The sequence below is a fragment of the Parasphingomonas frigoris genome, assembly GCF_036663815.1.
Classification (GTDB): Bacteria; Pseudomonadota; Alphaproteobacteria; order Sphingomonadales; family Sphingomonadaceae; genus Sphingomonas.
Map to the genome: position 1 here is coordinate 1,095,435 of NZ_JAXOJQ010000001.1, position 18,450 is coordinate 1,113,884.

At 67.1% G+C, this 18,450-nt stretch carries 15 protein-coding genes; 5 read left to right on the forward strand and 10 right to left on the reverse strand.

Going from position 1 to position 18,450, the window contains the following annotated elements; translation table 11 throughout:
• Positions 1–54: 54 nt before the first annotated feature.
• Together U1872_RS04990 and U1872_RS04995 are read left to right on the forward strand one after the other, a co-directional pair.
• Entirely contained in the window at positions 55–1,638 is a 1,584-nt protein-coding gene (locus U1872_RS04990) for a hypothetical protein (protein WP_332791746.1), read from the forward strand.
• A gap of 33 nt (positions 1,639–1,671) precedes the next feature.
• Positions 1,672–2,349 (forward strand): nitroreductase, encoded by a 678-nt coding sequence (locus U1872_RS04995; RefSeq protein ID WP_332791747.1) that lies wholly within the window; start codon positions 1,672–1,674, stop codon positions 2,347–2,349.
• Positions 2,350–2,402: 53 nt separating this feature from the next.
• On the opposite strand, the gene U1872_RS05000 is transcribed toward U1872_RS04995, so the two are convergent.
• From U1872_RS05000 to U1872_RS05030, 7 genes are read right to left on the reverse strand one after another with little or no spacing between them, the layout of a single operon-like run.
• Positions 2,403–3,242, reverse strand: coding sequence for a glycosyltransferase family 2 protein (locus tag U1872_RS05000; protein WP_332791748.1), 840 nt, complete (start codon positions 3,240–3,242; stop codon positions 2,403–2,405).
• Positions 3,239–3,823, reverse strand: a complete 585-nt coding sequence (locus U1872_RS05005; RefSeq protein WP_332791749.1) for an SAM-dependent methyltransferase — start codon at positions 3,821–3,823, stop codon at positions 3,239–3,241. The genes U1872_RS05000 and U1872_RS05005 overlap by 4 nt, the downstream gene beginning before the upstream one ends.
• Positions 3,813–4,511 (reverse strand): PIG-L deacetylase family protein, encoded by a 699-nt coding sequence (locus U1872_RS05010; RefSeq protein ID WP_443025322.1) that lies wholly within the window; start codon positions 4,509–4,511, stop codon positions 3,813–3,815. Before U1872_RS05010 ends, U1872_RS05005 begins: the two co-directional genes overlap by 11 nt.
• Positions 4,508–5,599, reverse strand: coding sequence for an acyl-CoA dehydrogenase family protein (locus tag U1872_RS05015; protein WP_332791751.1), 1,092 nt, complete (start codon positions 5,597–5,599; stop codon positions 4,508–4,510). The genes U1872_RS05010 and U1872_RS05015 overlap by 4 nt, the downstream gene beginning before the upstream one ends.
• Entirely contained in the window at positions 5,596–6,630 is a 1,035-nt protein-coding gene (locus U1872_RS05020) for a glycosyltransferase (protein WP_332791752.1), read from the reverse strand. The genes U1872_RS05015 and U1872_RS05020 overlap by 4 nt, the downstream gene beginning before the upstream one ends.
• Positions 6,627–7,547 (reverse strand): glycosyltransferase family 2 protein, encoded by a 921-nt coding sequence (locus U1872_RS05025; RefSeq protein WP_332791753.1) that lies wholly within the window; start codon positions 7,545–7,547, stop codon positions 6,627–6,629. The genes U1872_RS05020 and U1872_RS05025 overlap by 4 nt, the downstream gene beginning before the upstream one ends.
• Positions 7,544–8,659, reverse strand: coding sequence for a glycosyltransferase (locus tag U1872_RS05030; protein ID WP_332791754.1), 1,116 nt, complete (start codon positions 8,657–8,659; stop codon positions 7,544–7,546). Before U1872_RS05030 ends, U1872_RS05025 begins: the two co-directional genes overlap by 4 nt.
• Between U1872_RS05030 and U1872_RS05035 the strand changes: the two genes are divergently transcribed.
• Positions 8,549–8,794 carry a hypothetical protein gene (locus U1872_RS05035; protein ID WP_332791840.1) on the forward strand — a complete coding sequence of 82 codons (246 nt, stop codon included), beginning with the start codon at positions 8,549–8,551 and terminating at the stop codon, positions 8,792–8,794. The genes U1872_RS05030 and U1872_RS05035 overlap by 111 nt on opposite strands.
• Before the next feature lie 134 nt (positions 8,795–8,928).
• Here U1872_RS05035 and U1872_RS05040 read toward each other — a convergent pair whose 3' ends face one another.
• Both U1872_RS05040 and U1872_RS05045 read right to left on the reverse strand, forming a co-directional pair.
• On the reverse strand, positions 8,929–10,038 hold the full coding sequence (locus U1872_RS05040) for a glycoside hydrolase family 68 protein (RefSeq protein WP_332791755.1): 1,110 nt from the start codon (positions 10,036–10,038) through the stop codon (positions 8,929–8,931).
• Between the two features lie 67 nt (positions 10,039–10,105).
• Positions 10,106–12,577: a TonB-dependent receptor domain-containing protein gene (locus tag U1872_RS05045; RefSeq protein WP_332791756.1), complete on the reverse strand. Its 2,472-nt coding sequence runs from the start codon at positions 12,575–12,577 to the stop codon at positions 10,106–10,108.
• 154 nt (positions 12,578–12,731) lie between these two features.
• Between U1872_RS05045 and U1872_RS05050 the strand changes: the two genes are divergently transcribed.
• On the forward strand, positions 12,732–14,057 hold the full coding sequence (locus tag U1872_RS05050; RefSeq protein WP_332791757.1) for an MFS transporter: 1,326 nt from the start codon (positions 12,732–12,734) through the stop codon (positions 14,055–14,057).
• Here the strand turns inward: U1872_RS05050 and U1872_RS05055 are convergent, their stop codons facing one another.
• On the reverse strand, positions 14,058–15,065 hold the full coding sequence (locus tag U1872_RS05055; RefSeq protein ID WP_332791758.1) for a LacI family DNA-binding transcriptional regulator: 1,008 nt from the start codon (positions 15,063–15,065) through the stop codon (positions 14,058–14,060). It abuts the gene before it with no gap.
• Between the two features lie 380 nt (positions 15,066–15,445).
• On the opposite strand from U1872_RS05055, the gene U1872_RS05060 reads away from it, so the two are divergent.
• On the forward strand, positions 15,446–18,406 hold the full coding sequence (locus U1872_RS05060; protein WP_332791759.1) for a TonB-dependent receptor domain-containing protein: 2,961 nt from the start codon (positions 15,446–15,448) through the stop codon (positions 18,404–18,406).
• Positions 18,407–18,450: the final 44 nt, after the last annotated feature.

An 18,450-nucleotide genomic window follows, 5' to 3' on the forward strand; every position in this document is an offset into this window, starting at 1 on the left:
GTCATTCCCTCCGATGACCGCGAGCGATACAGTATGCACCGGGGGGAAGATGCCATGCGAGCGATCGCCATTCTACTGCTGACGTGTTTGAGTTCGGGCCTGTCCGCGCAGGACGTGCCGGCGACGACGGCGCATCAGGAGATGGGGCATGCCGGCATGCGCCACGACGACATGACGGCGCCGAAGACGCCGCAACTCCTGTCGGGCTATGGCAGTGGTGGTTTCCCGATCACGACCACCGTGCCGCGCGCGCAGGCCTTCTTCGACAACGGCATGCAGCTTGCGCACGCGTTCGCGCACACAGCGGCGATCGCGGCAATGGCGGAGGCCGTCCGCGCCGACCCGTCCTGTGCGATGTGCGTGTGGGGGCAAGCCTGGGCATCGGGCCCGACGATCAATTATGGCAAGTCGGAAGACGCGGTGAAGGCGCTGGCCGAGCAGACGGACCGCGCGGCAACGCTTGCCGAGACCCACGGTACCGCGCGCGAACGCCTGCTGATTCACGCGCTGCAATTGCGCTACGTCGATGGCGGTGGCGGGAAGGCCGGAGATCTCGATTTCGCCAAGGCGATGACCGTCCTCGCATCGACCTATCCGAGCGACGACGAGATCGCGGTGATGGCGGCGGACGGCTGGCTGATGACCAAGGCCAACGGTCATGACGGCGCGAAGCTCAATGCCGAGCTGGCGATGCCGCTGCTGGAAACCGTGTTGCGGCGCAATCCGACCTACACGCCCGCGATCCATTTCTACATCCACGCGACCGAGATCGCCGACGTGGCGGGCAAGGCCGAGCGCTATGCCGACACGCTCGCAGCGCTGGCGCCGCGCGCGAGCCACCTCGTCCACATGCCGAGTCATACCTTCTATTGGGTTGGTCGATATCAGGACGCGGCGAATGCGAACATGCGGGCGGTCGAGCTGGGGATCGAAAACGCCAAGGCGCTTGGACTGCCGCCGCCCAACGGTGTGTGGGGCCTGCCCTATCATGCCCACAACGTGACCTATGGCCTGGGCGGCGCGCTCGAGGCGGGCGACGCGAAGATCGGGCTCGCCCTGGGGGTGCCGCTGGTCGAACGGTCGCAGGCCCGCGACACCGCCGATCCGTACAGCCAGCTGATCGCCGCCAATGGGTATTTCGCAATGGCGCTCTTTGCCGAGCCCGCGGCCGTGCTCGCGCTTCCCGCACCCAAGGCATCGGTCCTGCGCGCGGCATGGCACTATGCGCGGGGCGAGGCGTTCGCCCGACAGGGCGATGCCGCCGCGGTGCGTCAGGAGGCGGCGGGTATCACCGGCATAGCGGGCAAGCTCAGCACCGAAGACGGGTCGGCACAGGCCCAGCAATTGACCTTCATCGCGCGCAGCGTCCTCACCGGGCGCGCCGCGATGCTCGACAAGCGCCCGGCGGAGGCCGCGATCGCCTTCCGGATCGCCGCCGAGATGCAGGAGGGCGAGGCGTTCTCCGACGTATCCGATCCGCCAGCCTGGTATTATCCCGTCCGGCGCGACCTCGCGCGAGCGCTGCTGTCGATGCACGACCGCGCCGGCGCGCGCCGGGAAGCCGAGGCCGCGCTCAAATATCGCGCGAAGGATCCCGGGACGATCGTCCTGCTGCGCGAGATTGGCACCGCATCGTGACGTCGCATCCCCGGGTCAACGAAGGGAATTCGCATGGACTTTGACGACGTAATCCTCGGCCGGCGCAGCATCCGCGGCTATAGCCCGGCGCCGGTGCCGCGTGCGCTGATCGAGGACATCCTGCGGCTGGCGATGCGCGCGCCGTCGTCGATGAACACCCAGCCCTACCATTTTTACGTCATCGGCGGCAGCGCGCTCGACGCGATCCGGGCCGGCAATACCGAGCGGATGGTCGCGGGCGTACCGCAGTCGCGCGAATTCCGGACCGGCACCGCCTTCGCCGGCCCGCATCGCGACCGGCAGATCGGCGTCGCGAAACAGCTCTTCGCCGCTATGGGGATTGCCCGCGACGACAAGGACGCGCGGCAGGATTGGGTGATGCGCGGCTTTCGGCAATTCGACGCCCCGATCTGCGTCATCATCACCTACGATCGCGATCTTGCGGAGAGCGACGATACCGCATTCGACTGCGGTGCGGTGGCGACCGCGCTGGTCAACGCCGCCTGGTCGCGCGGGCTCGGCGCGGTGATCAACAGCCAGGGGATCATGCAATCGCCAGTGGTGCGCGAACATGCCGGAATCCCCACCGATCAGGTCATCATGAAGAGCATCGCGCTGGGATGGCCCGATCCCGACTTCCCGGCGAATGCCGTGGTGTCCGAGCGTCGCTCGGTCGACGAAGCTGCGGTGTTCGTCGGTTTCGACGACTGATCGCCGCGGACGACCGCAGGCGCAAATCACTGAGCGGCTTTCCTGTGCCGTGATCAGCCGGTCTGCTCCGCCGCCAGAAGGTCGTCTTGCGTCGGGTGGCGCAGCACGCGAAGCTCCGCGTCGGTCATCGCGATCAAGCCCCGCGCGGCGAAGGCGTCGAGCCAGCCGCGCATCGGCCAGAAGCCCCAGATGCGGCGGAATTGCGCGGCATTGCGCAGGATATCGGCAAAATGCTGGAGCGGCGGATCGAACACCGTGTGATGTTGATGGCAGGCGACAGCGCCCCCCACGAACAGCAGCGGCACATCCTTGGCATGGGCGCGAAAGCCGAAGTCGGTATCCTCCGCGCCATAGCCCGAAAAGCGTTCGTCGAACCCGCCGAGCGCCTCGAACCGCGCCCGCCGGATCGCGAAGGCGAGCGACCAGAACAGACCGGGGTTGTCCTCGCGGCGGACGCCCGTCGTCGGGAAGGCGCGCACCGGATGGGGCGCACCCGCCGTCAGCAGGTCGTGCTCGGTCCAGGTGCCGCGCGCATCATCGGGGCCCAGGTAGCGGACATCGGCGCACAGCAGCGCATCCTGCTCGGCGAGCACCGCGTCCAGCCGACCGAGGCAGTCGCTCAGGGGAATACAATCGACGTCGAGAAACAGGAGGCGATCGCCCGAGGCCGCCGCGGCGGCGCGATTGCGCGCGGCCGCGAGCGGCAGGCCGTTCGTCTCGAGCCGCAGCATTTCGATCGCGAAGTCGGCGACCGGCGCTGCGATCGGTGCATCGCTCATGTCGATCACGATCAGCTCCGACGGCACCATCGCGGAGCGCCGCAAGCCTTCGACCAGATTGCCGAAATGGCCCGCGCGGTTGCGGACGATTGTCAGGACACTCAGACCCGTCATCGGCGCGCCCAGAGATCCAGCCGGTAGCGGTCGCGCCGTTCGGCGAGCTCGACGCAGACCGTGTCGCCCAGCGCGGCGGCGAGCTTGGCGACCGCCTGGTCGCCCGTCTGCGGATAATCGGTTTCGCCGGTGTAATGCACCAGTAGGATCCGACCCCCGCTCGTCACATGCGCTCGCACCCAGGCCGCCGCAGCGACGATATCGCGGTCGTTCCAATAATAAACGACCTCGGACATCAAGACGAGGTCGGTCGCAGCGCTATCGGGCGTTTCGCCGGGGAAGGCGACGCGCTCGACCCGCACCTGCGGCAGATCGCGGCAGCGCGCGCGGGCCTGGTCGACCGCCTTGGCGGCGATGTCGATCGCGAGCAGGGCGTCGCACAGCGGCGCCACGCGCTGCGTCAGCACGCCATGCGCGCAACCGACCTCCAGCGCGGACGCGTAGCGGCGGTCCGCCAGCACGGCGATCGTGTGGTCGAACTTCGCCGCTTCATATGCGCTGCTCGCGAGCGACCAGGGATCGTCATCCTGCGCGAAGATGCCGTCGAAATAGGCGGCGGGCAGGCTTTGGTCAGCGGGCATCCGGCTGGGTCCTCGTTGGGCGCGGGTTGAAATGCAGCACGTCGCTCGCCGGCATGCGCCACGTCGCCCGCGCGAGCCGAAAGCCCGGCCCGAAGGCTGCGCTGGTCTGGCTGCGGTGCGCCAGCAGGGCATGTCGGCGCAGGCCGGGCGGCATGCTGCGCGTGCGCAGGGTATGGCGCGCGGGCGGCGTGGCCGGGTCGGTCCAGACGCGATAGGCGAACAAAGCGACCGCACGATGGGCCGACGCAATCGCAGCGCATGCCAGCGCGTGGAACGCGGCATGGTCACAATGCGGTTCCTCCGCGCCGGTGACAGCGATCGCATCGACGCGGCGCAAGCGGATCACCGCCGCGAGCGTCCTGACGGTTGCGCGCCATGCCGAACTTCCCACCGCGAACGGCTGCGCATCGGGCCAGGCGAGAAACACCGGCGCCGGCGCAGCGCGACCTGCCAGCCGCCGCACCGCCAACCGCGCCTCGCGTTGCCGCAGCCGTGCGAGCCGCGCGCCACCCGCGTCGTGCGACCCGGCGCCATCGGTCAGATAGACCACACCCGCCAGCCGTCCCGCACGAGCGGCCTGCGTGACGAGGGCCCCTGCCCCCAGCGTCTCGTCATCGGCGTGCGGTGCGAGCACGAGCCAGCGCGCGGTCGCGAAGCGGCTCGCGTGCAGTGGCAGCGCGCCGCTCACCATAACGGGTCCTCACCGAAACAGTCGTGGTCGAGCCACTCGACCACCGCCGTATCGCGCACCTGGTCGGGCCCCGCCTGCCGCAGATACAGGCTGAGATCGCGGATGATCTTGTCGATCCGCTGCCCGGTAAAGGCGCTGCGCGTGCCGATCAGCCGCGCCGCATGTTCCATCACGTCGAGCCCGGCGCGCTCGACCACGCCCCGCGTCATCCGCGCAAAGGCAGGCGCATCGTCCGTCTCGTCCGCCGCGCGAAGCGCCGCCTGTCGCACCCACAGCCACGCCGTGCGCGTCGCGACCAGCGCCTGCCCGAATGCCGCGCGGGCGAGCGGATCGGCGCGCGCCGCGCCGGACAATGCCGCGCGCGTCTCGGCAAGCAGCGCCTCGATCCCGCCGAGCTGCACCGCGGCGAAGCGCCATGCGCCACTGGTGAAGCGCGGTTCGCGGTCATAATCGCCCGGCTCGCCCAGCAAGGCGTCGTCCGCAACGCCGCAGCCGGTGAGATCGTAGCCTCCGCTCACGCTGGCGCGCATCCCCCGCACCCGCCAGGCGCTCGCGTCGGTGCGCACCGGGTCGTCGGCGGCGACGATCGCGAGCCGGCGATCGCCCGCGGCTGGCTGCACCGTGACGATCGCGTAGGCGATCCCGCCCGCGCCGCTGGCGAAGCTCTTCGCGCCCCGCAAGGTAGCAGCGCCCGCCGACGTGTCGAGCGCCACGCCCGGCGGTGGCTCGGTCGCCCACACCCCGAACATCGCATCGCGTTGGAGTGCCGTCGCAAGCCACGCCTGCTGGGCTGGCGTGGCATACCAGCCGAACAGCGCGAGCGCGTTGACATGGCCCTCGAACAGCCGACCGACGCTGAGATCGCCGCGTCCGACCTGGCGCAGCGCATCGAACATCGCGAGATGCCGCGTCTCCGCATCGGCGAAGCGGTCGCCGCCCGCAGCCTCTGGGGCGAAGCGGCGCAGCAGGCCGGCACGCGCTAGCAGGTCGATGCTCTCCGTCGGAAAGGCCGGCGCGGCATCGTAGCGCGCGCCGAGGCTGGCCAATGCCGCGACCAGCGGATCTTCGCGTACCGGCAAGGTCATGATCGTGTCGTCCTGTCGGCAAGCGCGAGCAGATGGTCGGCGAGCCGCGCGGCCCCCGCGGGATCGTCGAGCGCGGCGCTGTGTTCGGGCCACAGCTGATGCGCCTGGGCGATGAGGGCTGCCCAGTCGGCGCTTTCCGCCTGCTCGCAGAGCACCGCTGCGCCGGCCGCGACAAGACTGGCGGCCTTGCAGCGTTGCTCGTCGAACGGACGCGCCTCGGGCATGCAGATGAAGGGCCGAGCGGCGGCAAGCACGGCGCCGACGACGCCGTCGCCGGCACTGCCGACGACGATTTCGGCTTCGGCGATCCGCCGGGGGGCATCGTCGACCCACCCCGCCAGCGTCAGATTGCCCGGCAGCTCGTCCGGTCCCGAACATTGGCCAATCACGGTCCACCGTCGGTCCGGCGTAGCGCGCGCCGCGCGCACCCACGCGGCGCCGTCGCTCGCCATGCCGCCCTGTCCGACGACGACCAGCACCGAACCCGGCTCGACCGCACGGATAGCTGGTCGTTCGACCAGGCCCGGACAATAAAGGGTCTTCTCGCGCACCCAGCCGGCGGTATCCGGCGCGTCGAGCGCTTGCGCGAACGGGCTGACCAGCATGGCGGCGCCGCGAAACGCCTCGCGATGCGGCACATCGTCGCGTACCCCGCCGAGCCGGACATAGACGGTCGCGACTGAAGCGAGACGCGCCAGCATCGCCACCTCACACGATACGTCGATCACCATCACCGCCGGTCGCGCCTCGGCAATCCACCGCGTGATCGCGGCGACGCGCCGCCGGATACCGTCATGATCGAGTGGCGCATAGTGCAGCGCGGCGGGTCGCTCGGCGGTCGCATCCTTGCCGTCAAAGGTCGATTCGAGGCGGTCGTCGGGAAGCTCGACGGAGCGATGCGGTCCGACCTTCCCGGCCAGCCCCGTGCCGAGCAGCGTGACGCGCCCACCGGCCGCACCCGCGACAATCGCCGCGCGGGCGCGATGTCCGGCACCGTGGTGATGCACGTAATAACCGATCGCGCGCGTCATTGCGGCAGGTTCGGAAGCGGCATGTCCGCGGGCATCGGCGGCAACGCCTCCTCGGCCGCGAGCATGGCTGCGACACCCTGCGTCGCTCGCGTGGCGCGGCGCCAGTGCGCACGCTCGGCCCAGTGGGCAAAGGCAGGGACGGTGGGATGATCCCCGCGGTCGATCGTATCGGCAAGCTCGGCCATGGCCAGTGCCATGCCGCCTGCGGCGCGACCCTCGGTCCGCGCCGACACCCGCGTCCACACCGCGACCGGATGGACGAGCCGGCCACCTGCACCGAGTGCGGCAATCACCAGCGCACGATCTTCGCCGGTCGGTATCGCCGGCACCCCACCGGCGGCGCGGTACAAGGCGGCATCGATCGCAAGGCTCGCGCCGGTATGATCGCCATGCCGCGCCGGCGGATCGTGCGGGACAGGATCGATCGCATCCTCGATCGCGCGCACCGCCGTCCAATACTGATCGAACCGCGCACGCATCGCGGTGATCGCGGGCGCGATCGGCTCCGCGTCGTCGAGCTCGATCCGGCCGCCGATGAGCGTCGCGCCCCCGGCATATGCCGTCATGGTCGCGGCAAGCCAGTCGCGCGGCGGACGGCAGTCGGCGTCGGTCGATACGAGCAAGCCGGATCCCCCGATGCGATCATAGCCTGCCGCCATCGCACGACCCCGCGCGGTCCCGGCGTGCGCGACGGACGGCGCAAGCCTGCAATCGTCGATCATCAGATCCAGCCGTCCGGCGTGGCGCGCACCCGCAGCCTCCGCGACGGCGACGCTGCCGTCATCGCTATTGTTGATGCAGATCGCGACCGGAACAGGCCCACCGACCGTCTGGGCCGCCAAGGCATCGAGCAGGACCGGGAGGCGTGCGGCCTCGTTGCGTGCCGGCACGCAGACGCAAAACAGCGGTCTGCTCACCGGGCAGCGGCCTGCGCCGCGACCGCGAAATCGACCGGCCAAAGCGGCGCGGCGATCGGGTCCTGCCCGGTCATTTCGGCGTAGAGCGCTTCATAGCCGTCGATCATCGTATCTGCATCGCAGATCGCATCGGCGCGGGCGCGACAGGCGGCGCGGTCGAGCGTCATCGCGCGGCGCGCGGCATCGGCGAGCGACGCGACGTCATCAGGCGTGGCGAGCACGCCGCTCTCCGCATCGAGCAGACCCGGGATCGCCCCGCGCGCGAAGGCGGCGACCGGCGTCCCGCAGGCCAGCGCCTCGGCGACCACCAGCCCGTAGGGCTCGTCCCACTGCGGGGTGCACAGGAATGCGCGGGCACCCGCGACCAGCGCCGAGAGCGCCTGATGATCGAGATGCCCGACATAGCGGATCGTTTCGCTGAGCTGTGGGGCGACCTCGGCCGCGTAATAATCGGGGTCCGACACCGGCCCGGCGATCCGCAACGGCAATCCCAGCCGTCGTGCCGCGGCGATGGCCAGATGCGTGCCTTTCTCGGGCACGATCCGCCCGTACCAGACGAGATAGGGGTCGGCGTCCGCTACCGCGCGATAGGCAAAGCGATCGAGGTCGATCCCGTTGGCGACGACGCGGTCGATCGCGACGATCGGCGACCACATCGTGCGGATTGCCTCCGACACTGCAACGAACCGTGCCGCTTCGCCGCGACAGTGGCGAATGCCGCTCTCGAGCCAGCAGAACGGCGGAGTGTGCAAGCTCGTCACCATCGGCATCGGCAGCGTATCGGCCAGCGTGACGGGAAGGTAATGCAGGGAATTGTTGTGCACGATGTCGAAGTCGCCGCGCCGCAGCTCGGACATCAGGCCGAGATAGGCATGATGTTCGCGAAAGAAGACGATGTCCGACGCCTCGGCAACGCCGGCCGCCATGAGAGTTGTCTCGTCGCAAATCGCGCGAAGCCCGGTGGCCGGGTCGGAATGAGTCGATGCGAAGAGCGTGACGTCATGGCCCCGCTCGCGCAGCCGCTTCGCCAGGAGGTGCGTGTGCATCTCGAGGCCGCCAGCGAAAGGCTCGATAATCGCATGTTTAAGATGGGCGATGATCGCTATTCGCATGAAGCTGACCGTATTTCCTGCTCGATTTCAGGATACGGTAACGGTGCGGAACGCGGTTTGGCTCCGCCGGAATGGGTAGACTTGATCTATCTCAAGCAATCTTTCGGCGAAGGTCGCCCTCAAGATCAGGCGTGATAGGTCGAATGATCGTCAATGCGGGGGATCAGCCCCGAAGAACCGCCATCCGCGTCGGCTTTTTTTCACGGTGAGAACTTGCGTTCGCCTGTATGAGGAACCGCGCGCGCCGGCGTCCTCGTCGCCCGGCACGATTACGCCACTGTGGCGCGATCGGCGGCGAGCAGGATCCGGAAAGGACGTGCCGGCGTGCCGCCGAACACGCGTCGCGCCGCGACCGGATCGATCGGATCGGTCGGCAGATCAGGCCGATCGACGAAGCTGATCACGCTGAGGTCGCCGAGCACCAGCCAGCTGTACGCCTGCATCGGCGCCGACGGCGGATTGGCACACACCAGCCCGGTTCCGTTGAGCGGCGCCCACGGCCCGGCGAGGCTCTCGGCAACCATGCCGTACAGCCCGGTCGGCCCCGACGGGCCGCCATCCGCAAACACCTTTCGCTGAGTCGACCAGAAGCAGTAATACCGTTGATCGTGATGGACGAGATGCGGCCGTTCGAGCTCGTTATTGACGCCGTCCGCGGTGATCAGCGGCGGCTCGAGCGTCCATTGCCCGCCCCTTCGCCGCGCCACCCCGACCGCGCCGTTCCATGGAGAGGAAGACTGCGCGAGCGAGGCGGCGAAGATGAGATATTCGGCGCCATCGGCCGGATCGCAGAACCATGCCGGATCGCGGAACGCCTTGATCGTGCCGATCGCGCCGCCGCCGGTCATGTCGCGCGCATAGATCTGGCCATCGGCCGCGACCGATTCGACCGGCACCGACCAGTCCGTCAGCCGCGGCACATCCACGATCGACAGCGTCGCGCTGGTCTCGAACAAGCGCTGGTCGAAGCCCGGCTCGGCCTCCCCGCGATGCCCCGCCGCAGTGAAATAGAGCGTCACGCGGTCATGCTGCGGCGTGACGATCGCCGACCCCGACCATTCGCGACTGCCCGGCGCGAAGCCGTCGGGCAGCAGATCGCCGAGATCGCGCCAGCCGTGCGGCGTTTCGTGCATCAACCGGATGCGGGCGAGCCCGTGGCGCGATTCAGGATCGGGCAAGACGGGCGCGGACAGCAGCATCTGCAGCGCACCGCCGGCAATCTCGGCCGTCCGTCCGTCGCGCTCCTGCAGCGGCCAGTAATCCCACAGGTCATAGCCCGGCAGGACCGGCGCCATGCTCTGCGCGGCAATGCGCGGGACTTCGGGAATCGGGCGGAGCGCGATCGCCGCCACGGCATCGCGAGACCAGATCGTTGTCATAAAACGCTACCCATTAGGTCAGTCAAAAAACGCCCCGGGCGCACAGCGCGCGCGCGGGGCGATCGGTTCAGAAGTCGAGCTTGACCGCAGCCGCGATCGTGCGGCCATTAATCGAACGCGCCCGGACGATGCCGTTCGCCGGGATCGACGCTTCCTCCGCCTCGGTAAAGCCCTTGGTGTTGAACACATTGTTGGCGTTGATCGAGACCTGCACCCGCGCGATCGGACGCACGCTCAGGAAAGCGTTGACTTGGGTGAAGCCGGGCAGCTTCAGCTGGTTGGTGTCCTGCGTGTAGCTCGACGTCGTCCCGATCGCGCTCGCACCGAGCGTGAACAGCCCGGTCGTGTATTGCGGGGTGATCTTGTAGACGAACTCGGCCTGGCGGCGCGGACGGTTGCCGATGACGGCGGGCGTCACGTTGTCGCTGATGATCTTCGCCTTGGTGAAGGTTCCGTTCGCCGCGAGGCTGAACCCGCCGATGCGATAATTGCCCTCGAGCTCGAGCCCGTACGCACGATAGGTGCGGTCGAAGAACTTCTGGCTGGTCGCTTCGAAATTCTGCTCGGCGGTCTTGGCCCAGAACGCCGTGCCGTAGAGGTTCAACCCGCCATGGCTGTACTTCACCCCGGCCTCGGCCTGGCGGACGAAGTCGACCGGCCGTGCGCCCGGCTGGAGCAGACCCGAGGTCGGGCTGACATTGTTGGCGTTAAACAGGAAGCGATCGGCATTGGCGCGGCCGCCGCGGCTGTAGCGTGCGAAGATCGAGAGATCGCTCGCCAGCCGGTAGTTCGCGCCGAACGAATAGGACGCATAATGGAAATTGTAATTGACCGGCTGCGGGCTGTTGAGCGGAAGCACCGTGGTCTGCGTCTCGGGATAGGAAATCGTCCCGTTGCCATCGACGTCGAAGCTCGTCACCGGGCCATCGCCGACGACGAAGCCGCGCGCGCTACCGGTGTCGTAGCGGACGCTCGCGTCCACATTGAACCCGCCACCGGTATAGCCGATCGAGGCGAACGGCGCGTTGGTGTCGTAATCGACATTGTAGCTGCGGCGGCAGCAATTGCCGAAATAGGACGCGCCATACGCGACCAGACCGTTGTCGGTGCGCGATGCGCCAGCCGCCGTGCGGACGTTGAGCAGCGCGGCGTTATCGCCCTTCGCGTCGAGCAGGTACGACGACCAGGTCCAGTCGACATTGATCGTCTGGCGCGACTTGTAGAAGCCAGCCGAGAAATCGATCGACCCGTCACCCGCGTTGAAGCGACGATTGACGCGCAGATCGTTGGTGATGTTGTTGAGGCTGTTGAGCTTGGCGTTGAACAGCACGACGCCGATCGCGTTCGACGTCGTCGGGTTGGCATAGAGCTGGCCGGCATTGGGGCCATTGGCATAGCTCACGATCGCACCTGGGCCACCGATCGCGTTGGCGAGGTTCTGCGCGGTGTCGACGGTTGCCGGGAAAGGCGAGATGAAGCGGCCCGAAATGTCCGAATAGCGGAACTTGTCGCTGACCTTCCAGCCGTCGGCGACTTCGAACTCGGTTTCGAATCCGATCGCCTTGACCACCGGGTGCATGCCGTCGCGAATGTCGTCGACCTCGCGATTGTTCGCGCCGTCGAGCGTCACCGCACGCGTGAAATAGATGCTGTGGATCGTGTCGTTATTGGCGCTGAGACCCGGCAGCGACGCATATTTCGGGTCGCTGTTGGTGCCGGTCACGCGGACCGGGCTCGGCAGATAGGCGATCGCGCGGTCGTCGAGATATTTGACATTGAGGCGGAAGAAGCCGCGATCGAAGGTTTTGGTGATGTTGCCGCGGATCTGCCCGCCCTTGTTGCCGTCATAGCCGGCGCGACGCGGGCCTTCACCGACGCGGTAGAAGCCGCCGACGTTGAAGCGCAGCGTATCGCTCAGCTTGCCGCCGTAATCGGCATCGAGGCGATATTCGCCATAGTCGAGCCCGACCGTACCCTGGATCGAGCCGCCTTCCTGCTCGCCAGTCTTGGAAATGAGGTTGATCACGCCGCCGGGCGAATTCGACGCGAAGGTCGAGGCCGAACCACCGCGAACCGCCTCGACGCGGGCGACGTTGAAGTCGGTGCGGAGGAAGATGTCGGTGTTGGCAAAGGCGATGTCGCCATATTCGAGGATCGGCAGGCCGTCTTCCTGCAGCTGCAGGAACTTGGCGCCGCCCGATGCGACCGGCAGGCCGCGCACGGCGATGTTGGCATTGCCCTCGCCGCCCGACGATTCCGAACGGATGCCCGGCAGGCTGCGGAACAGTTCTGCGGCAGAGCGCGGTGCCGCGTTGGCGATCGCGTCGGCGTTGAGCGAGCTGACCGAGACCGAGCTGTTGAGGCGGTTCTGCCCGCGCGCCACGGCGGTGACGATGATGTCGTCCTTGTTCGACGCTTCGGCGTCGGTCTGAACGGGGGCCGGGGCATCAGCCGCGGGCGGCGCCACCTGCTGCGCGAACGCTGGGGTGCCGATCATCATTGCGGTGGTGGCGAGAAAAAGGGTGCGCCCTTTCAACATATCACTCTCCTGAAACGGTATGGCCGTTTATCCGGCTCGCAACGGCCCTAAACTTTTCACGCAAACGATTGCAAGCAGAAATTGCAATCGTTTGCGTAAACAGCTAGAGCGCGTTGCAGGGCGGCAACAGTCCGTCCAAGGGGAGAGTGAGACTGTGACCAGAGGATCGGTCGGCAAGGTGCACCTGTCGTTCGCGCGTATCCTGCAGATGAACCTCGGGTTCCTCGGGCTGCAATTCAGTTTCGGGCTGCAACAAAGCAACATGGGCCCGATTTACAGCTATCTCGGCGCCGACGAGGGCAGCATGCCACTGCTATGGCTGGCGGGCCCGATGACCGGGCTGATCATCCAGCCGCTGATCGGATCGATGAGCGACCGCACGCGCACCCGGCTCGGGCGCCGCACCCCCTATTTCCTGATCGGCGCGATCCTGTGCAGCCTTTCGCTGCTGGCGATGCCGTACAGCCGCACGCTGTGGATGGCGGCGAGCCTGTTGTGGGTGCTCGACGCGGCCAACAACGTGACCATGGAGCCGTACCGCGCCTATGTCAGCGACCGGCTCGTCGAGCAGCAGCGCCCGCTCGGCTTCCTGACGCAGAGCGCCTTCACCGGGCTCGCGCAGACACTGTCGTATCTCGCCCCCTCGTTGCTGGTGTGGTGGGGCATCAACAAGGATGCGCTCGACAGCAACGGCATTCCCGAAATCACGCGAATCAGCTTCCTGATCGGGGCGATCCTGTCGATCACGACGATCCTGTGGTCGGTGTGGCGCGTCCCCGAATTGCCGCTGACGCCGGAAGAAGACGCCGCGATCACCGCCGATCCGCTGTCGGTCCGCTCGACGATCACCGGGCTGGTCGAGGCGATCCGCGACATGCCGCCGACGATGCGCCAGCTCGCGGTGGCGATGCTGTTCCAGTGGTTCGGGATGTTCTGCTACTGGCAATACGTCGTGCTCGCGCTTGCCCGCGGGGTGTTCCACACCAGCGACCCGGCAAGCGTCGGCTTTCGCGACGCGGGGCTGCTCAATGGGCAGCTTGGCGCCTTCTACAATATCATCGCGTGCGTCTCGGCCTTTGCGATGGTGCCGTTCGCGCGGCGCTTCGGCGCCAAGCCGATCCATGCCGTCGCGATGGTGGCGTCGGGTGCGGCCATGCTGACGATCGCGTCGACCGGGTCGATCCCGCTGCTGATCGTCGCGATGGTCGGCATCGGCATCGGCTGGGGCAGCTTGATGGGCAACCCCTATCTGATGCTCGCAAACGCCATCCCGCCCGAGCGGACCGGCGTCTATATGGGCATCTTCAACATGTTCATCGTCATCCCGATGATGGTGGAGATTCTGTTCGTGTGGCTCGCCTACCGCCCGCTGCTCGGCGGCGATCCGCGGCACGTGCTCATGCTGGGCGGCGCGATGATGCTAGCAGCGGCGATGGCGACGTGGCGGATCCGCACGCCGGCACGCCCCGATATCGCCTGATCAGGCCGAGCCGCGCAGGATCAGTTCGGGCGCCATCGTCACCGACTCGACGTCGGCGCCCTCCATCCGGCGGAACAGCAGGTCGACGAGCACCCCTGCCCCGCGCGCGACATCCTGCCGCACCGTGGTGAGCGGCGGGGTGGTGTGCATCGCGATCACGACGTCGTCATAGCCGACCACGCTGACGTCCTGCGGCACGCGCTTGCCGTGCGCCGCGAGCGCGCGCAGCGCGCTCATCGCGATGACGTCCGACGCGGCGACGATGCCATCGGGCGACGAATGCCCCGCGAGATACGCTTCGATCGCGGCGTACGACGCCTCGCTCGTCAAATGCATCGGCAGCAGCGTCGCCTGCCCGCTGCCCGACGCGGCGAGCGCTTGCTGGAATCCGACATAGCGCGCGGCGAATTCGGGCACTTCGATATTGCCGAAGAACGCCAGCCGCCGCCGCCCCTGCGCGAGCAGATGCTCGGCGGCGAGTCGCCCGCCCGCGACATTGTCGGTCCCGACGGTGGTCTGCGTCTTGTCGGGCACGTCCGCGCCCCACACGACGATCGGGCGGTAGCGCGCGGCAACGCGCTCGATCGCGTCGATCTGGTTCGACTGGCCGACCACGACGACGCCGTCGACGCGCCCGGCATCGACGATCGCATCGAGCCAGCGATCGTTCGCCGGGATGACCCGCGACAGCAGCAGGTCATGCCCGCGATCGGCGATCGCGTCCGCGAGCGGCCCGAGCAGGCTCATGAAGAACGGGTCCGACAGATGCTGCTCGGCTTCGTGGCCGAGCGGCAACACCACGCCGATCGCGCCGGTCCGCCCGAGGCGGAGGTTGCGCGCGGCCTGGTTGACCTTGAAGCCGTGCTCGCTCGCCAGCGCGACGATCCGCTCGCGTGTCGCCTTGGCGATCACGGGGTTCCCCGCCAGCGAGCGCGAAACAGTAGCGACGGAAACACCGGCAAGGTCGGCCAACTCGGCCAAGGTCGAAACGGTCGGTGGCACTTGCATCGTCAACCTTTGTTGCACGTTCCTATCGCCCGTCAGCCGCTTCCGCAACCGGCGACGCGAGCGCGGCCGGTCGCGCGCTGCCCGCTTGGCCTATAGGAGTCGGCTTCCCGAAGTCCATCGGCCGATGGACATGTCGCGCAACAAAGCCGCGCGCTGCTCCGTGTGGCGGTACTTAGATCGGCTCGATGCGCGCTACATACCTATTCACGAAATATTCCAATGGTTTGACGCGAAGATTTGCTCGGAAAGCATTGGCTGGCGGTATCATCACGCAACGATCACACTTCAAGCTTGATCAAGATCGTATAAGGTATTTGACATACGATCAAGAAAGTGGTCGATTGCACCGCTCAGGGTCAATGGCCAGGGGAGTGACAACGATGGCAAACAAACTCGATATCGTCGGTCGGCGCGCATGTGCGGGCGCCTTTATCGCAATGCTGATGTCGTCCACCGCCTACGCCCAGACTGTCCCGGGCCCGGCGGGTGGCGAAGCAGGACCGGTGACGACGTCGGGTGACGCAACGGCCGATGCGATCGTCGTGACCGGCACGCGCATCAAGCGCCCCGATCTCGAGAGCAACAGCCCGATTACCTCGGTTGGCAGCCAGGAACTCAAATATCAGGGCGCGGTCAACGTCGAGAGCGTGCTCAACCGCCTTCCGCAATTTACCGCCGATGCGAACGACAACGTCTCGAACGGATCGGACGGTACGTCGAACATTAACCTGCGCAATCTCGGCTCGAACCGCGTGCTCGTGCTGGTCAACGGCCAGCGCCTGATGCCGCAGCAGGCGGTCGACCTCAACGCCATCCCATCGACGCTGATCGACCGCGTCGACGTGCTCACCGGTGGCGCCTCGGCGGTCTACGGCTCGGACGCGGTATCGGGCGTGGTCAACTTTATCCTCAAGGATCATTTCGACGGGCTGCGGCTCGATGCGCAGAGCAGCCTGGCCCAGCACACCAACGGCAACAGCTACGTCCGCAACCTGATCTCGCAGCGCGGCTACACCAATGCCGACCGCAGCGTCGCCGATGGCGGGAAGCAGGATCTCAACGCCGCTTATGGCAAAAACTTTGCCGACGGGCGCGGCAACATCACCGTTTATGGCGGCTATCGCCATGCCGATCCGATCCTCCAGTCGACCCGCGACGTCTCGGCCTGCGCGCTCAATCAGGTCGACGATGCCGGCACCGGCCTCACCTGTGGCGGATCGAGCAACACGACCTATGGCACCTTCGCCCCGCTCGGCGGCCCGAACCAGGGCAAGACGCTGACCAACAACAAGAACGGCACGCAGACCTGGGTGCCGTACGATCCCAGCTACGCCTACAACTACGCCCCGACCAACTACATCCAGCGGTCGGACGAACGCTATACCGCGGGTGCGTTCGTCAAGTTCAAGATCGCGCCGGTCGCCGAAGTGTACGGCAGCTTCATGTACATGAACGACCGGACGCTGTCGCAGGCCGCTCCGTCTGCGCTGTTCCTCGGCACGGCCTTCACCGTACCCTGCAACAACCCGCTGATGAGCGCAGCGCAGCAGCAATCGCTGTGCGGCGCCACAGCCGGAACGGCAGCGACGCAGGACACGCTGATCGGCTACCGCCTGGGCGACCAGCAATCGCGCCAGGACAATCTGCGCCACGAGGATTTCCGCTATACCGCGGGCGTCCGCGGCGATCTCGGACGCGGCTTCAGCTACGACGTCAACTATCTGCGCTCGCTCGTGCGATATGACGAGACGTACATGAACAACATCGACAATGTGAAGGCGCAGCGCGCGCTCGACGTGGTCAATGTCAACGGCGTCGCAACCTGCCGCTCGGTTATCAACGGCACCGATCCGGCGTGTATTCCGGTCAACGTCTTCAGCCCGAACAGCATCACCGCGGCGCAATCCAATTATATGTTCTCGGAAAGCAACACCGCCTCGCGCAACATGCTGTCGGTGGTGTCGGCCAACGTCACCGGCGACCTTGCCACGTTCGGCATCGCCAGCCCGTGGGCGACGCGCGGCGTCAACATCGCGCTCGGCTTCGAACACCGCGTCGAGACGCTCGCTTTCACTGCCGACGCGATCGCGCAACAGGGCGGGACGTCGAACGCCGACGGGCGGATCGCCGTCAATGAAGGCTATGGCGAGGTCGAAATCCCGATCCTGCAGGACCTGCCCTTCGCGCACGCGCTGACGCTCAACGGCGCTTTGCGCTACTCGGCCTACACCAACGACCAGGCCTCGACCGGGCTCAAGTCGAGCTACAACGTCTGGACGTACAAGGGCGAAGCCAGCTGGGCGCCGGTGCGCGACGCGCGGCTGCGGCTGAGCTACAACCGCGCGATCCGTGCGCCGAACGTCGCCGAATTGTTCGGCGCGCAATTCGTCGGGAACGTCGCCGCGCAGGATCCGTGCTCGGGCGCCTCGCCGACCGCGTCGCTCTCGGCGTGCCAGAAGACCGGCGTCACTGCGACGCAATATGGCAGCATCATCTCCTGCCCGTCGGACACCTGCTCGGCGCAATTCGGCGGCAACACCGCAGTCAAGCCCGAGACCGCCGATACCTATACCGCAGGGATCGTGCTGACCCCGCGGATGATCAAGAACTTCACGCTGTCGGTCGACTATTTCAACATCAAGGTGAAGGATTACATCAGCTCGGTCAGCCCGTCGCTGGTGATCAGCCAGTGCGTCGCGACCGCCGACCCGTATTATTGCGGCCTGTTCAAGCGCGATCCGCGCTCGGGCGCGCTGTTCGGCACCAACGGCTATATCGTCGCGACGACCTACAACACCGGCTCGCTCAAGACCTCGGGGATCGATATCACCAGCGATCTCACCTTCGGGATCGGTGCACTCGGCAAGATCAACCTCAACCTGGTCGGCACGCGCCTGCTCGACCAGTCGCTTGAGCCGCTGCCGGGCCTCGGGTCGTTTAACTGCAAGGGGCTGTACGGCTACACCTGCGGCCAGCCGAGCCCGGTCTGGCGGCATGTCCTGCGGACCACCTTGCTGACCCGGCAGGGCTCGACGCTGTCGCTGTCGTGGCGGCATCTGGCGGGGACGACCTTGTCGTCGCTGTCGAGCAATGCCTTCCTCAACGGCACGCCGAGCGTCATCAACGCGCGCATCCCGACCTACGACTATTTCGACCTGGCGGTGACGGTCAGCATCGACAAGGCGTTCCAGCTCCGCGCCGGCGTCAACAATTTGCTCGACAAGGATCCGCCGGCGATCGCGGCGGGAGCCCTGGCTTCGTTCGGCAATGGCAATACCTATCCCGGCGTGTACGACACGCTCGGACGGTATCTCTTCGTCGGCGCGACCGTCACCTTCTGACGCCGCGCGGACGGGAACCGACGGATCGGACGCCGCGGCGTCCG

Excerpts from the sequence above, each read along its gene's own strand:
- U1872_RS05040 (WP_332791755.1), bottom strand. The coding sequence starts at position 10,038 with ATGACAACGATCTGGTCTCGCGATGCCGTGGCGGCGATCGCGCTCCGC.
- U1872_RS05030 (WP_332791754.1), bottom strand. The coding sequence starts at position 8,659 with ATGCGAATAGCGATCATCGCCCATCTTAAACATGCGATTATCGAGCCT.
- U1872_RS04990 (WP_332791746.1), top strand. The coding sequence starts at position 55 with ATGCGAGCGATCGCCATTCTACTGCTGACGTGTTTGAGTTCGGGCCTG.
- U1872_RS05000 (WP_332791748.1), bottom strand. The coding sequence starts at position 3,242 with ATGACGGGTCTGAGTGTCCTGACAATCGTCCGCAACCGCGCGGGCCAT.
- U1872_RS05060 (WP_332791759.1), top strand. The coding sequence starts at position 15,446 with ATGGCAAACAAACTCGATATCGTCGGTCGGCGCGCATGTGCGGGCGCC.
- U1872_RS05005 (WP_332791749.1), bottom strand. The coding sequence starts at position 3,823 with ATGCCCGCTGACCAAAGCCTGCCCGCCGCCTATTTCGACGGCATCTTC.
- U1872_RS05015 (WP_332791751.1), bottom strand. The coding sequence starts at position 5,599 with ATGACCTTGCCGGTACGCGAAGATCCGCTGGTCGCGGCATTGGCCAGC.
- U1872_RS05045 (WP_332791756.1), bottom strand. The coding sequence starts at position 12,577 with ATGTTGAAAGGGCGCACCCTTTTTCTCGCCACCACCGCAATGATGATC.
- U1872_RS05055 (WP_332791758.1), bottom strand. The coding sequence starts at position 15,065 with ATGCAAGTGCCACCGACCGTTTCGACCTTGGCCGAGTTGGCCGACCTT.
- U1872_RS04995 (WP_332791747.1), top strand. The coding sequence starts at position 1,672 with ATGGACTTTGACGACGTAATCCTCGGCCGGCGCAGCATCCGCGGCTAT.
- U1872_RS05020 (WP_332791752.1), bottom strand. The coding sequence starts at position 6,630 with ATGACGCGCGCGATCGGTTATTACGTGCATCACCACGGTGCCGGACAT.
- U1872_RS05035 (WP_332791840.1), top strand. The coding sequence starts at position 8,549 with ATGGCCCCGCTCGCGCAGCCGCTTCGCCAGGAGGTGCGTGTGCATCTC.